At 59.6% G+C, this 14,691-nt stretch carries 11 protein-coding genes and 3 pseudogenes; 12 read left to right on the forward strand and 2 right to left on the reverse strand.

What is annotated here, in order from left to right; all coding sequences use genetic code 11:
• Window positions 1-242, forward strand: a pseudogene (locus tag ACYDAT_RS08480) (hypothetical protein); the annotation flags it as partial.
• Between the two features lie 98 nt (window positions 243-340).
• On the opposite strand, the gene ACYDAT_RS08485 reads toward ACYDAT_RS08480, so the two are convergent.
• Window positions 341-1,288 carry an MlaA family lipoprotein gene (locus ACYDAT_RS08485; protein WP_461449588.1) on the reverse strand — a complete coding sequence of 316 codons (948 nt, stop codon included), beginning with the start codon at window positions 1,286-1,288 and terminating at the stop codon, window positions 341-343.
• 413 nt (window positions 1,289-1,701) lie between these two features.
• Here ACYDAT_RS08485 and ACYDAT_RS08490 point away from each other — a divergent pair, with 413 nt between their 5' ends.
• From ACYDAT_RS08490 to ACYDAT_RS08530, 9 genes and pseudogenes are all read left to right on the forward strand, one after another.
• Window positions 1,702-2,448, forward strand: coding sequence for a transposase (locus tag ACYDAT_RS08490; RefSeq protein WP_461449590.1), 747 nt, complete (start codon window positions 1,702-1,704; stop codon window positions 2,446-2,448).
• A gap of 76 nt (window positions 2,449-2,524) precedes the next feature.
• Window positions 2,525-3,670: an adenosyl-hopene transferase HpnH gene (gene hpnH, locus ACYDAT_RS08495; RefSeq protein ID WP_461449592.1), complete on the forward strand. Its 1,146-nt coding sequence runs from the start codon at window positions 2,525-2,527 to the stop codon at window positions 3,668-3,670.
• Between the two features lie 2 nt (window positions 3,671-3,672).
• Window positions 3,673-4,824 (forward strand): glycosyltransferase, encoded by a 1,152-nt coding sequence (locus tag ACYDAT_RS08500; RefSeq protein ID WP_461449594.1) that lies wholly within the window; start codon window positions 3,673-3,675, stop codon window positions 4,822-4,824.
• A 30-nt stretch (window positions 4,825-4,854) separates the two neighbouring features.
• Window positions 4,855-5,047: pseudogene (locus ACYDAT_RS08505) on the forward strand (transposase); the annotation flags it as partial.
• A gap of 260 nt (window positions 5,048-5,307) precedes the next feature.
• Window positions 5,308-6,012 carry an MlaC/ttg2D family ABC transporter substrate-binding protein gene (locus ACYDAT_RS08510; protein WP_461438556.1) on the forward strand — a complete coding sequence of 235 codons (705 nt, stop codon included), beginning with the start codon at window positions 5,308-5,310 and terminating at the stop codon, window positions 6,010-6,012.
• A gap of 486 nt (window positions 6,013-6,498) precedes the next feature.
• Window positions 6,499-7,011: an IS66 family transposase gene (locus ACYDAT_RS08515; RefSeq protein WP_461449596.1), complete on the forward strand. Its 513-nt coding sequence runs from the start codon at window positions 6,499-6,501 to the stop codon at window positions 7,009-7,011.
• Entirely contained in the window at window positions 6,915-8,081 is a 1,167-nt protein-coding gene (locus ACYDAT_RS08520) for a phytoene/squalene synthase family protein (protein WP_461449598.1), read from the forward strand. Before ACYDAT_RS08515 ends, ACYDAT_RS08520 begins: the two co-directional genes overlap by 97 nt.
• Window positions 8,078-10,048 carry a squalene--hopene cyclase gene (shc, locus tag ACYDAT_RS08525; RefSeq protein ID WP_461438559.1) on the forward strand — a complete coding sequence of 657 codons (1,971 nt, stop codon included), beginning with the start codon at window positions 8,078-8,080 and terminating at the stop codon, window positions 10,046-10,048. Before ACYDAT_RS08520 ends, shc begins: the two co-directional genes overlap by 4 nt.
• The gene (locus ACYDAT_RS08530; protein WP_461438560.1) at window positions 10,045-10,779 is read left to right on the forward strand and encodes a phosphorylase family protein; all 735 of its coding nucleotides are present in this window, start codon (window positions 10,045-10,047) and stop codon (window positions 10,777-10,779) included. Before shc ends, ACYDAT_RS08530 begins: the two co-directional genes overlap by 4 nt.
• A gap of 247 nt (window positions 10,780-11,026) precedes the next feature.
• Here ACYDAT_RS08530 and ACYDAT_RS08535 read toward each other — a convergent pair whose 3' ends face one another.
• A complete protein-coding gene (locus ACYDAT_RS08535) occupies window positions 11,027-11,926 on the reverse strand; it encodes a polyprenyl synthetase family protein (protein WP_461438561.1) in 900 nt (299 codons plus the stop codon).
• 338 nt (window positions 11,927-12,264) lie between these two features.
• Here ACYDAT_RS08535 and ACYDAT_RS08540 point away from each other — a divergent pair.
• Together ACYDAT_RS08540 and hpnA are read left to right on the forward strand one after the other, a co-directional pair.
• Window positions 12,265-13,329, forward strand: a pseudogene (locus ACYDAT_RS08540) (RNA-guided endonuclease InsQ/TnpB family protein); the annotation flags it as partial.
• Window positions 13,313-14,425: a hopanoid-associated sugar epimerase gene (gene hpnA / locus ACYDAT_RS08545; RefSeq protein ID WP_461438727.1), complete on the forward strand. Its 1,113-nt coding sequence runs from the start codon at window positions 13,313-13,315 to the stop codon at window positions 14,423-14,425. The pseudogene ACYDAT_RS08540 and the gene hpnA, both read left to right, overlap by 17 nt.
• Window positions 14,426-14,691 lie beyond the last annotated feature (266 nt).

The raw sequence follows: 14,691 nt of genomic DNA on the forward strand, positions 1-14,691 counted from the left end.
GCCAGCTCAACTTTGTTACTCCGGCCGGGCTGGGCACGCAGGAAGTCGGTCTGGTTCTGTTCGGCAACATGATCGGCCTGCCGCCGGATGCCAGCATCGCGCTGTCCCTGGTCAAACGCATGCGTGAGATCACGTTCGGTGTTCCTGCCTTGATTTCCTGGCAGTGGGCGGAAACACGGAAACTGCGCACGGAATGGCGCAGCAGCACTTCACCCGACCTGTCCAATACTGGCAACGTATGACGCGATATCTGTCCAGGTATGACGGACAAGGTTTGTGCGTTCGCGAGATAAGGTCGGCTGACCCGCCGCCGCAGTGATTGAAGCCATAGCGATTCGGATCAGATTCCAGCCGCCGCAGGAACATGGTCCAAGATGGTCGGCGAAGTACTGCTCGGTGCGACCGGACTGGATTGCTCTGTACCGGCTCCTGCTTTCTTTTGCGGCTTTGGTCCGATGGCCTTGCCAGCCGTATTCTTGGCAGCTTGTTGGGCCTGCCAGGCGCGCTGCTGAGCGGAAATAGCATCCAGACTCTCTTGGCTGGTCGGACCCAAGCCCTGCTCGCTCTCGATCACACTGAGCGGTGGGCTGCCATGGTAGATCAGGAAATTACGGTGTTGCAGGTAAGCGTTGCGGACCAATATATAAGGATCGTAAGACGAATCGAGGAATGTATCCGCACTCAGATAGCTGGCTCTCAGCTGGACGTCGTATAGGACCAACGGCAGATACTCCGCGTGGTACTTGAAATTGTTGTCGCGGATCCAGTATGTCATGGGATTCAGAAGGTACGAATCCACGGGATCGGACCAGGCATCGCGAAATGAACTCGGACCCAAAAACGGTAAAACGAGATACGGACCCTGTGGAACGCCCCAGCGGGCCAAGGTAACGCCGAAATCGGTTTCGTCAAGTTTCAGGCCCAATTTGTTGGCGGGGTCGAACAGGCCTGCCAAGCCGATCGTCGAGTTCACCACCAGCCGTCCGGTATCTTCTGCTGCGCCCCCTACTCGCGCCTGTAACAGGTCATTGACGATGCTTATCGGCAGAAGCAGATTGCTGTAGAAATTGCTGACTAGCGAGCGAACATTTGCCGAGGTGATCTTCACGTATCCCTTGGCAATGGGCTTGACAACGTAGTTATCCACTTTCTCGTTGAACGCGAAAACCTTGCGATTCATGCTTTGCAGTGGATCCTCCGGCTTTGCTGGCTGGATCGCGCATCCAGCCAAGAACAGAACGATGCAAGCGGTAACTACGATCCAAAGGGCTTTCTTGGGAGGATTCATGGGATGAATTATAGATCGATCAGGGAACTGGCTGCGCCGATCCATGCCACGACTGCGTGGCTTGCGCGTGCTGCGGCCCAGGCTGACGTAGCCAAGCAATCAGCGACTTGCGCAACTCTCCCCGCGGAGTCCGTGCGTGCTGCGTTCGATCGCGCAGCGCGCAATCAACTGTTCTGCAACGAATATTTGCGGAAAAACCTCAGGATCAGATTCCACGGCGAGACCGGAAAAGCGATAAGCGTATTATACTGCAACCGAAGTGACGGCAGGCTGTCGAGCAACTTCGCGAACGCGCTGTGGTCACAGGTAGCACTGATCGTAGAGGCATGGAATCGATGCGTAGTCCAGACGCGCGGCAACCAAGTATGTTCTCGCATGAGCCGGTGCGGGATCGGGTTCCGAGCGATCACCCGATGCGCAAGTTGCACGCGCTGGCGGGTGCGATCCTGGGCGGCTTGGATGACGCGCCGGCTGCGCGCCATGCCGCCGGCGGACGTCTGTCGAGCGCGCCGGAGCGGCGGCTGCGCGCGGCGCGGGCGCGGGCGCGGGCGGTCCATGGTGTCCGCGGCAAGCGCTTGCCGATGGGGCAGCCCAACGACAACCCGCGGTTCCGCTGGTTCGCGGGACTCAACGTGGACGACGCAGCATGGGATCATTCGATGTTTTCGTTCAACCGCGAGCGGTCGTTCGACACGGCCATTGCGCAGCAGCTCTTCGATCACACGGCAGCGCTGACGAAGATGGGCGAGCTGGCCAGTGACACCCATGATTTATTAATCGCTGTGCTCAAGCAACGTGGCATCAAGCCGCATATCGCGCGGCACACGTCAGGCCGGCGCAGCGCCATCGCTGGACGCGCGGCACGCGACAAGGGTTGTGCGATGAGCCTGCAGCGGCGCACGAGGAATTCAGACCATTGGTGGGCGACGCAAGCCGCCCCGCGTGCGCGTGTCAGCGGTGCACGGCCAGGTGACGTGGACATTCGCTGCCTACACCCTGATCCGGCATCCCGCGCTCGCGTGAACCCTGACTGGAGGCGTGCATCCGCTGCTGGCAAGAACAGGTTTTTCAGACCCGTGACGCATCGCAACAGCCTCCGAATCGACAGGAACAAGCGATGGAGCACAACGGAAAAAGAGACTCCCTCGACAACAACCTGATAGAGGCCTTGAGCCCCTGAAACAGATCGTCTGCATTCTGGTTAGCTACAAGACATACTAAGATCCCGGAGGTCCATTGAGCATTCCTCTTATCCAGCAGGCCAAGATCGCGCGCTATATTCTCGGGAAGAAGCTCAGCGGTCGGAAGCGCTATCCGTTGGCGATGATGTTGGAGCCATTGTTTCAGTGTAATTTGGCCTGTGCTGGTTGCGGGAAGATTGATCACACCAAAGAAGTCTTGCAACGACGTATGAGCGTCGCGGACGCCCTGCGTGCAGTGGACGAGTGCGACGCGCCAGTCGTCTCCATTCCCGGCGGGGAACCGTTGATCCACAAAGAACTTTCGCAGATCGTGCAAGGCATCATTGCACGCAAGAAGTTCGTTTATCTGTGCACAAATGCCATCCTGTTGCCCAAGCATATCGACGAATATGAGCCTTCGCCGTACTTTACGTGGTCAATCCATCTGGACGGATTGGAAAAGCGCCACGATGAATCGGTGTGTATGGAGGGTGTGTTCGATAAAGCCATCACCGCGATCAAGCTGGCGCTTTCGCGTGGTTATCGCGTCACCATAAACTGCACCTTGTTCAACCAAGAACAGCCAGCCGAGGTCGCCAAGTTTTTCGACTACGCCATGAGTCTGGGTATCGAAGGCATCACTGTATCGCCAGGTTACAGCTACCAGCACGCGCCGCGCAATGATGTGTTCCTCGGGCGCAGTCAGAGCAAGCATTTGTTTCGCGAAGTGTTCAAGCTCGGCAAGCAGCGAAAGAGCAAGTGGGTGTTCAATCAGTCGTCGATGTTCCTCGATTTCATTGCCGGCAACCAGACGTATCAGTGTACGCCGTGGGCCAACCCGACCTACAACATCTTCGGCTGGCAAAAGCCCTGCTATCTGCTGGTCGATGAAGGTTATGCACCGACCTACAAGGCGCTGATGGAAGAAACCGAATGGGAGAAGTACGGCGTCGGCATCAATCCCAAGTGCGCCAATTGCATGGCGCACTGCGGATTTGAAGGCACTGCCGTCAACGATACTTTCACGCATCCGCTAAAGGCCATGCGTGTAGCGCTGTTCGGCCCGCGTACTGAAGGCGCGATGGCCCCGGATTTGCCCGTGCTATATGGCAGCGATCAGGTTGATGCCACTGCAGTGCATATCCCGATCAGCGCGATTCAGCGCAGCAGCAACAGTTCGAGTGCTAACGCCAGACTCTGACCATGGTGTTCATGGCCTGGGATACTTTGAGTTGGGTAGCTGTATCGATCCCGATCTTGATCTGGGGTGGGTTGTTGTTGCTGCCTTGGCGGCCATGGAGCACCCGCGAACGAATCGAGGCTGATCCGCAAACTATCCCGGCAGCCAACCTTGGCGAGATCACTGTACTTATCCCAGCACGTAATGAAGCCAATATGATTGGCGACACCTTGACCGGTTTGCAGGCCCAGGGAACAGGTCTGCATGTGGTTGTGATTGACGACCAATCGAGTGATGCCACAGCGCAGATTGCGGCCGCTCACCCGAACATACGCGTGATAGATGGCCAGCCCTTGCCGGATGGTTGGGTCGGCAAGCTATGGGCCCTGGAGCAGGGCAAGGCAACGGTGCATACGGCGCTAACGCTGTTGCTCGATGCCGACATTCAACTGCAGCCCGGCTTGCTCGCGGCAATGCTGGAACACAAACGACGCGAGGGCCGGCAATTTGTCTCATTGATGGCGGATCTGCGCCGCACCAGCTTCTGGGATCGCCTGCTGCTCCCAGTTTTCGTGTATTACTTCAAATTACTGTATCCGTTTGCCCTGTCCAATTCGTATTGCCGCCATGTCGCTGCGGCGGCGGGTGGTTGTGTATTGGTAGATACGGCGGCACTGCGGCAGGTCGGCGCCTTTGCCAGTCTACACAACGCCCTGATCGACGACTGCGCACTGGCGCGCAAAATGAAAAATGCCGGTTATCATACATGGCTGGGCTTGAGCCGTGGTGTGGCAAGTTTGCGCCCCTATGGCACACTGCGGTCCATCAACGACATGGTGGCACGCTCGGCTTTCACGCAACTCGGCTACTCCACTTGGTTGCTATTGGCGGTGACCGCTTTATTCATCATGGCATATGGGTTGATATTTGCTTTCCTTGGTTTGCCACATGTCTGGCCGTTGGCGCTGGTCGCTTGGTTGGCCATGATGGCCAGTTACCTTCCGACACTTCGCTATTACCACATGTCGCCGCTATGGGCACTGCTCTTGCCGCTCAGTGCGGCGCTGTATCTGGGAATGACCTGGATCTCGGCGATTCGCTATTGGCGAGGCACACGCTCACGCTGGAAGAATCGCAGCTACGGTAAGGGCAGTTTGAACCGCCCCGGGATTTGAGGAGGCTCCTTTATTTGAGAGGATGGCGCCATGAGGAAATCCCCGAAGTTTTCACCTGGGGTGGTCGAGCGCGCCGTGCGCATGATCTACGAGGCCAAGGATCAGTGCCCGTCGCAGCGGGCGGCGACCGTGTCGATTGCTGGCAAGATGGGTGCGACGCCGGAGACACTGCGGCGCTGGATCCGGCAGGGCGAGCGTGACAGCGGCCTGCGCGAGGGCCTGAGCACGCTGGCCCGGATTGATCTGCGCTCGTCTCGGATTCCGCGACGTTGCCGAAGATCAGCGCTGATCAATTCTCTGCTTGATTACCTCACAGTCCAGGCGCGAAAACGTGGGGGCCTCAGAGCACGCCTCACCTGAAATACTATATGCAGATCATCAACACCCAGTCCGCGCTGCCGCCGGAAGACCTGATCGGCAAGTACCCTGCCGGCAGCGGTTCGGGCGAGAACGGCGGCTGACCCCGCCGAAAGGAGCTTGAAGATGCGTATTCCCATTTCTCTATCCGGTGCACTGATAGCCGTTGCGCTGGTGGGGACCGTGTCAACGGTCGCCACCGCACCGCTGGGTGCACAGACCTCCCCACCTGCCGCCGCAACGGCTCCCGCCGCCCAAGCACAGACGCCGGACCAGATAGTTGAGGCGATTGCCCGGGAACTGGGTGCCGCACTGCATGGACACCGGAAGGAATACATGAAAGACAAGCCTAAGCTGGTTGAGCTAGCCAACCATGTGCTGGAGTCCCATTTCGACGAATCGTACTCAGTCATCTTGGTGCTGGGCGACTATGCGCGCACCGCCACGCCCGAGCAGATCTTTGCCTTTCAGAGGGCTTTTTACAACGCATTGCTGGATCGATACGCGGCCGAGCTGACCCACTATCGCGAGAGTCGGGTCACAGTGATCCCTGCACGGGCTCCACTCGAAGGGCCTCGTGCGATTGCGCGGACCCATGTCAAGCTCAATGATGGCAAGGAGGTTTCGGTGGACTTCGTGTTTCGCAAAGACCCCGACGGCCAGTGGAAAGCCTATGACGTGGTCATTGAGGGCATTTCGTACATCGCCAGCTACCGCAGCCAGGTAGGTGATGAAATCCGGCACATTGGCTTGGATGGCCTGATCAAGCGCCTGCAGACTGAAGGCCTTTCGGCATTCGACAAACCGAAGAAAACGGGGGCTGCCAAGTGAGTGGGGCTCTACCAGATTTCTCGCGCGGCCTGTTGGCGTGCGCCCAAAATTGTAAGTACCCGCCCGCCTAGCTCTGCGCCGGGGTGCGACAGTCGGCGGCTGGGCTTCGTGCTGCCGCGCTAGGCACGAATCTGACACGCGGTTGACGCTGGACTCGCTGCATCGTATGTGGTGCAGATCCATTTGGACGTCTAAACTGCGCGCATGGATTCCACGCCACACCGAACGTGCAAGTGACGCGCGCACTGGAGCCCACTCGATCGTGGTGTTCGATTACTGCGCCAGCCGCAGCGACCAGCATGCGCAGCGCTTCCTCGGCAACTGCGTGGGCGTCTCTGATGGTCGACGATTTCAGGTTGCAAGGCCTTGTTCGCGGCTGGCATCACCGGGCGGCTATTTGCTGGACCAACGCCTGACGCAAGTTTGTCGATTTGCACCAGGCCAGCGGTAGCCAGGTGACGCTGACCCGGATCCCCGCCCTACCGGTTGGAGGCGAAGGCCGAGGATCTGACTTGCAGATCATCGCGCAGCGTACCGGCGGGAACACAGCACGCTGCGCCACTGCTGCAGAATCTGAAGGTCTGGCTAGATCAGATGCGCCCGGCGGTGACTGGCGCCTGCGGCGCGGCCAAGGCGATCGACTACACTTTCCACCGCTGGAGTGTTCTGACCCGCTACCTCGAAGACAGCCGCGACCCTATCGGCAACCGCATTGAGCGCGCGACCCATTGCCATCGGGCGCGAGCAGCGCCGCTGAAGTCAACGATCCTTTCTGAGCGCCACCGACCTATACTTATCCGCAGTCAACGGGCGCTCCCATCGGCCCCATCCCTGATCAATTTTCAACGAGCACGGGTGGCCAGTTTCAACGAGCGCCAACATCAGACAGTACGAGGCACTCCATGGCCCAATTCCAGCACGCCACTGCAGCCGCGCACGACGACGTCAACGCTTACCAAGACGCCATACTGCCGCAGGTGTCGAGGACTTTCGCGTTGACGATACCAGCGCTGCCGCCGATGCTGCGCCGTGCTGTGGCCAACGCCTATTTGCTATGCCGCATCGCCGACACCATCGAAGACGACTCTGCACTTTCGGCCGAGAGCAAGCGTTATTACGAGAATGCATTCATCGATGCGGTGGCTGGCCGCATCGACCCGCACCGCTTTGCCGCTGAGCTCGCTCCGCTACTTTCGACCGAAACGCTGGAAGCCGAGCGCGACCTGGTGCACCGGCTGCCGCTAGTGCTCCAAGTGACCAATGCCTTGAAGCTGGTGCAACGCACGGCCATCGTGAACTGCCTGAACGTGATGTCCCACGGCATGTACGAATTCCAGAGCCGCGCAAGCTTGCGCGGCTTGGATACACTGCGTGACCTGGATCACTACTGCTATTGCGTAGCGGGCGTGGTGGGCGAAATGCTGACGGAGCTGTTCATCGATTTCGAGCCGGCCCTCGCGGAGCATCGCAGCACCATGATGCGCTTGGCCGTTCAGTTCGGTCAGGGGCTGCAGATGACAAATATCCTCAAAGACCAATGGGAGGACCGAAACCACGGTGTCTGCTGGCTCCCGCAGGATGTCTTTGCCAGATATGGCGTGCGCCTGATCGAGTTGCAACCAGGGCAGCAAAATGAACATTACGGCGAGGCAATAAGCGAGCTCATCGGGGTAGCACACGCACATGTGCGCCATGCGCTCGAGTACACATTGCTCATTCCAGCCAGGCATTCAGGGATGCGCCGCTTCTGCATGATGTCTATCGGTTTGGCGGTACTTACACTGCGCAACCTTCATGAAAATTCCGGCTTTTCCTCTGGCGCACAAGTAAAAGTATCGCACAATGCGGTCGCCCTCACGGTCATGCTCACCAAACTGGCTAGCAAATCCAATATGGGTTTGCGCCAGATGTTCACGATGGCAGCACACAAGCTCCCGTTCACTCCGCTGGGGGAAGATTGGAGCGAGTCTCAAAACTTCAGACCAGCGTGGACCCAAAGCGCCACTCCATATCCCGCTGAATCCATCGGGTGCGAGCCAGTGGATCTCAGAGACGCGCAGCAGCGATGAGCCCGTCTTCGCCCGCCTCAGCGGTCAGCGATAGTTTAATTCAGGAAACTGGAACCGACCGCCTGCGCCAGGCTATCGAGCGTGCACGAGTCGCCTTGCTTGCGCAGCAGCGCGCGGATGGGCACTGGTGCTTCGAGCTGGAATCCGACTGCACGATCACCGCTGAATATATCCTGATGATGCATTACATGGATGAAATCGACGGTGTGCTGCAGGAAAAAATGGCGCGTTATCTGCGTGCCATCCAAGCCACCAGCACGCATGGTGGCTGGTCGCAATATCACGATGGCGCGATTGACCTGTCGTGTACGGTGAAAGCCTACTATGCACTGAAAGCCGCTGGCGACGATCCCGCCATGGAACACATGCGCCGCGCTCGTGATGCCGTGCTCGCACATGGTGGGGCCGCAAAATGCAATGTATTCACCCGCATCCTGCTGGCCCAGTTCGGGCAGGTACCTTGGCGAGCCGTGCCTTACGTTCCAGTCGAGATCATGCTGCTCCCGCGCTGGGCACCATTTCATATCGAGAAGATCTCTTACTGGGCGCGCACCACCCTCGTGCCGCTAACCATTCTATGTTCGCTCAAGGCGAAAGCGAACAACCCGAACCAAGTCGACATGCGCGAGCTGTTTGTCACGCCACCGGAGCAGGAACGCCACTACTTCATCCGCGGTGGCGTACTAAATCGGGTGTTCCTTGTAGTGGACAAAGTCGGGCGTGCACTCGACCGCTGGATACCGGGACGACTGCGAAAATATGCAATTCACAAGGCCGAAGCATGGTTCCTGTCACGCATGAACGGCGAAGATGGTATCGGCGCGATTTTCCCGCCAATGATCAATTGCTACGAAGCAATGGCCTTGCTCGGGTACCCCAAAGATCATCCAGCCCGGCAAACTTGTTTGCGCTCCATCCAGAAGCTGATCGTCCATCGCGCTGACGGTTCAGCCTATTGTCAACCTTGCGTTTCGCCCGTGTGGGATACCGGCTGGTGCGCGCTGGCCTTGATGCACAGCAATGAGGATGCATCAACCCAAGCGGCCATCGCACGCGCGTGCGACTGGCTGACCGCGAAACAGGTACTAGAGCGCAAGGGCGATTGGGTCGCGCGCGCACCTGATGTAGCCCCTGGTGGGTGGGCTTTTCAGTACGCCAACCCGGCTTACCCCGACATCGACGATACGGCGTTGATCGCCGCCTTGCTGCATGTACAGGACCGTCGTCGCGCGGAATCCGGACGACACCGCGTCAATACTGATCGCGCCGCCGATTGGATGCTCGCTCTGCAATCAAAGAATGGCGGCTTTGCCGCCTTCGATGCCGACAATACGCATGACTACCTCAACGCCATTCCGTTTGCTGATCACGGTGCGCTGCTCGATCCGCCGACGGAGGATGTTTCAGGGCGTGTGATTGCCTGCTTGGGTGTACTCGCACGGGAACAAGATCGCGACAGCATTCGTCACTGCATCAACTATCTGCGCGCGAGCCAACAGGATGATGGCGCTTGGTGGGGCCGTTGGGGCAGTAACTATATCTACGGCACATGGAGCGTGCTGACCGGTCTGGCCCTGGCTGGCGAGGATCCACAACAACCGTATATCCGCAAGGCGATCGATTGGCTGCGCGCGCGACAGCACGGCGATGGTGGCTGGGGCGAAACCAACGACAGCTATATCGATCCAGCCTTGCGCGGCACCAACCAGAACGTCAGTACGCCTCATTCCACTGCATGGGCCATGCTGGCACAACTGGCTTTGGGCGAAGTGCAATCGGATTCAGTACAACGTGGCCTCGCTTTCCTGCTCGCAAGTCAGCAAGCCAACGGGGTATGGTCACATCCATCGCACAACGCACCCGGCTTCCCACGTGTGTACTACCTGCGGTATCACGGCTACGCGACGTACTTTCCGCTGTTGGCCCTGACCTGCTATCGGCGACAGTTGCGGCGCGTCGATTCTTGAGCGACCCAATCGCCATTCGCCCGGTGGGCATCGTCGTGGCGTTGACTGTGGAGGCCAAGGTATTGACCGCGTGCGCAATAAAACCCGGAGGCATCACTCCGCTCGTGGGTGCCGATGTCTGCCTCAGCGGCATGGGGCTTGTTGCTGCACGGAAGGCGGCGCGAACGCTTGCCGATGCGGGGGCAAAGGCCCTGGCAACATTCGGTGTCGCTGGCGCACTGGAATCCGGCTTGCGCAATAGCACCCTGTTTTGTCCTGAACGAGTGTGTGACGAACAGGGTCACGACTACACGCCCGATCCTGATTGGCGCACTCACATTCTGTTGCGCCTGGCCCAGACGGCGCTGCTGGTGCAGGCGCATGGTTCTCTGCTCAGCGTGACCCTGCCCTTGCTGACGCAAGCAGCGAAGACGAACACGCACAGTCTCCACATGGCCGCGGCAGCGGATATGGAAAGCGCAGCAGTTGCCGAGATCGCCAAGGCCCGTGGTTTGCCGTTTATCGCATTGCGCGCCATCGTCGACGAGGCGAGCGACACCGTTCCCGTCGCGTTGCATGAAAGCATCGACCCGTGGGGGCGCCCTCGCCTCTTCGATCTGGTCGCAACCGTGTGCCGCCACCCGACTCTGCTGGCCCGGTTGCCGCGCCTATACTCCCGCATGCGTCACGCAACACAAGCTCTGCATGTCGCTGCCGATGCAGCCGGTCCCGGGTTGGGTTGGCCACCATGAGTCCGCCATGTTGCATCACGGTCACCGCAGACAAGCCGCAACGGAACACGCGCTCGGGCGCATTTCCACGACCTGCCCGTGTGCGTCCATGCCCTGCGCCGGATGTGAAATGCCGCTGGCGCATCCCCAATCGTCCCTGTTCGGCTATTGCACCGGCCGCAGCGGCCAACATGGACAGCGCATCCCGCCGACGGTGCGGGCGTCTGATGGTCGATGACTCCTCTGGCTGCAGTAACTGGGTTGGCTGTCAGTGATCCCGTCTCTGGATGAGATCGACAAGCCACAGCAAAGGTTCCGCATTACTGGAGACACTGTCCGCAGCGGCACGCGCTTCGTCGAACAACACGGCCGCGCGATGCTGCGCCTGTTCCAAGCCAAGCAGGGATGGGAACGTCGACTTGTGCTGGACCTGATCCTTGCCCGATGTTTTGCCCAGAGTAACGGTATCGGCGGTCAGATCCAGCACGTCGTCCTGGATCTGGAAAGCGAGGCCTACGGACTTTCCATAGCTGTCGAGCGCCTGCTGCACGGGATAGGGTGCATGAGCCGCAATGCAGGCAAGCTGGCAGGCGGCGCAAATGAGCGCGCCAGTCTTGTGGCGGTGCAGCCATTCCAGACGCTCAAGACTCAATGTGCGGTCTTCCGAGTCCATATCCACAGCTTGGCCGCCAGCCATTCCCAGTGAACCGGAGGCAAGCGACAGGCAACTGATCATCCGGACCCTTTGTTCCGCGTCGAGCACGCCGGTTTTTGCCAGCTCCCCGAAGGCGAGTGTCTGCAGAACATCACCGACCAGGATTGCGATGGCTTCGTCATAAGCCTTGTGCACTGTCGGGCGTCCACGACGGAAATCGTCGTTGTCCATGCCTGGCAGGTCGTCATGCACGAGTGAATAAGCATGAATGAGTTCGATGGCGCAAGCCGGCGGATCGAGCAGTTCGGGCGCCACGCCCAAGGTCTCGCCGGTGGCGTAAACCAATAGCCCGCGCAGACGTTTGCCACCAGTGCAGGCATAGCGCATCGCCTCATGGAGCCGCTTCGGGTCAGTGGCAGCCGATGGCAGACAGGTATTCAAAGCGTGTTCCAATCGTTGCAGGTAGGCAGGTACGCGAGCACCAAACGGGGCAGTCTCGAGAATTAGATGCATCGTATATCCGGGATGGAAGGCGGGATAATTGGCAGCACGCGATGATATACGAGTAGCAGTAAAAGCCGCGAGGTCGACCGCTATCACGACTCTATCATCGGGGTTTTGGCGCGGAACGCAGGCCGACATTTATACTACGCAAAATGCCTGTCGCCTGAAAACTGCCGGCACCGTTGCATTTCGGGTGGCGTTACCGGAAAGCGCCGTAAAGCCCCGTCCTTCAGGGCGGGGATATCAGGCGTGCAGTTTTATTCTTGCGTGCTACGTGCGTAAAATGCGAGTTATGAAACAGCGTTGGACATTTCGCCTGTACCCAACGCCCGAGCAGGAGCAACCGGCGGACGTTCGGGTGCGTGCGCTATGTCTGGAACTGGGTGCTACGGCTGCGCAGCGACGGGTTCCGCACCGGTGAACGCATTGGCTACCCGGAGACTGACCGGCGCATGACGCTGCTGAAAAAGCAGCAGGAAACCGCGTGGTTGACCGAAGTCTCCAGCGTGACGCTGCAACAGGCGTTGCGCGATCTACAAGTCGCGTTCAGCCACTTCTTCGACAAGCGCGCCGCCTATCCTGCGTTCAAACGCAAGGATGCGCGGCAAAGCGCGAACTATGCCTCGCAAGGCTTCACGTTCGATCCGGCCACGCGCACGTTGAAACTCGCCAAGATCGGCGCGGTGCGGGTGCGCTGGAGCCGTGCCGTCATTCCAACGCCGAGTTCTGTGCGCGTGATCCGCGCCGCCAGCGGCAAGTATTTTGTGTCGCTGGTCGTGGATGTCGCGCTGGTCGAGCTGCCCAAGACAGGACAGAGCGTGGGCATCGACTTTGGCGTGGTGCGACTGGCCACGCTGTCCAACGGCGAGCGCATCGCCAACCCCACGCATGGTGCAAAGTGGGCCCGACGCTTGGCGTTCTATCAGTGTCAGCTTGCGCGCAAGCCCAAGGCGAAAAAGGGCGAGCGTGCGTCCAGGCGGCGCATGCAGGCCAGCCAGCGCGTGGCCCGTGTGCACGAGCGCATCCGCAATGCGCGCATGGACACCCTGCACAAACTCAGCACGGACCTCGTGCGTCGCTTCGACCGGATCGTGGTCGAAGATCTCAATCTGCGCGGCATGGTGAAGAACCACCACCTTGCCCGCGCCGTCTCGGACGCCAGCATTGGCACGGCGATTCGGCTTCTCGAAGAGAAGGCCGAACGCGCCGGCAAGACGGTCGTGAAAATCGACCGCTGGTATCCAAGCAGCAAGACGTGCTCGCACTGCGGACACATCGTCGAGAAGCTGCCGCTGTCAATTCGGGACTGGGCGTGTGCGCAGTGCAGCACGCGCCACGACCGCGACGAGAACGCGGCACAGAACATTTTGGCCGTGGGGCACACGGTGCCTGCGCATGGAGGGACGGTCTGACGTCCAAGAGCCAAGGCCCCTGGACGCACGTCCCCGCGAAGTGCGAACCTACAGGGAGCCGCGCATGCGTAGCTCTGCTGGAATCCTCGGCGTTCACGGCGGGGAGGATGTCAACGTGAAAACATTGGTTACCGGGGGCACCGGTTTTGTCGGTTCGGCAGTCGTGCGCCGCTTGCTGCGTGACGGCCATCGTGTTCGCGTGCTGGCACGCGCAACATCGGATCGCTGCAATCTGCAGGGCCTGGATGTGGAAGTGGTCGAAGGTGACCTTACCAATGCAGCTTCGTTGCTGCCCGCTTGCGATGGTTGCGATGCGTTGTTCCACGTGGCGGCCGACTATCGTCTGTGGGCGCCTGTGCCCAAGGAACTCTATTGCGCCAATGTCGAGGGCACGCGCGCCATTCTCGGAGCAGCCAAGCGCGCGGGCGTGCCGCGCATCGTATATACCAGCAGCGTAGCCACGCTGGGCATTCCCACGGATGGCAGCCCTGGCGACGAGAGTATGGCGGTGGCGTTGAGCGACATGATCGGACATTACAAGCGTTCAAAGTTCCTCGCCGAAGCGGTGGCCATGGAGTACGTCGCCGAGGGCTTGCCGATCATTATCGTGAACCCATCCACGCCGATCGGGCCACGCGACATCAAACCCACACCAACCGGCCGTATCGTGCGCGATGTGATTTCTGGCCGCCTGCCGGCATATGTCGATACAGGCCTCAACATAGTGCACGTGGATGATGTTGCCGAAGGGCACTGGCTGGCGTTCCAGCACGGCGTCGTCGGCGAGCGCTACGTCCTCGGTGGCTTCAACCTCAGTCTTCGCGAGATTTTGACCGAGATCGCCGAGATCGCCGGACGCTCTCCGCCAAAACTGTGTTTGCCGCATGCGGTGGTGATGCCGGTGGCTTATGTAGCCGAGGCCTGGGCGCGGCTGACCGGAGCAAATCCGTTAGCAACGGTCGAAGAAGTGCGCATGTCGAAAAAGCGCATGTTCTTCTCCAGCGCCAAAGCCGAGCGTGAACTGGGCTACAAGCCACGCCCGGCGCGTCTGGCGCTGGAGGACGCGGTGCAATGGTTTCGTCACCGGCAGCGATGATATCTACCGCAGGACTCGACAGAATGGACTCCCCCGGTTCCCCTCGCCCTGGAGTCGCGGGGTGATCGACGCGCAAGATCGATGGCGAGATCGAAGCACCAAAACATTTCACGGTGACAAACAACGGTTGGCTGATCTGGAAGCGAGTGGGATGATCCAAGCCAACCGATCGGTTACTGCGCTCGGAAGCGCTACCGGCGAAGCGATCCATTGCCTTGCAGCCGATGTTGGAGCAGCTCTCGACGTTGCGTGGGGTCAGAATGTCG

This window comes from Metallibacterium sp., assembly GCF_054637675.1.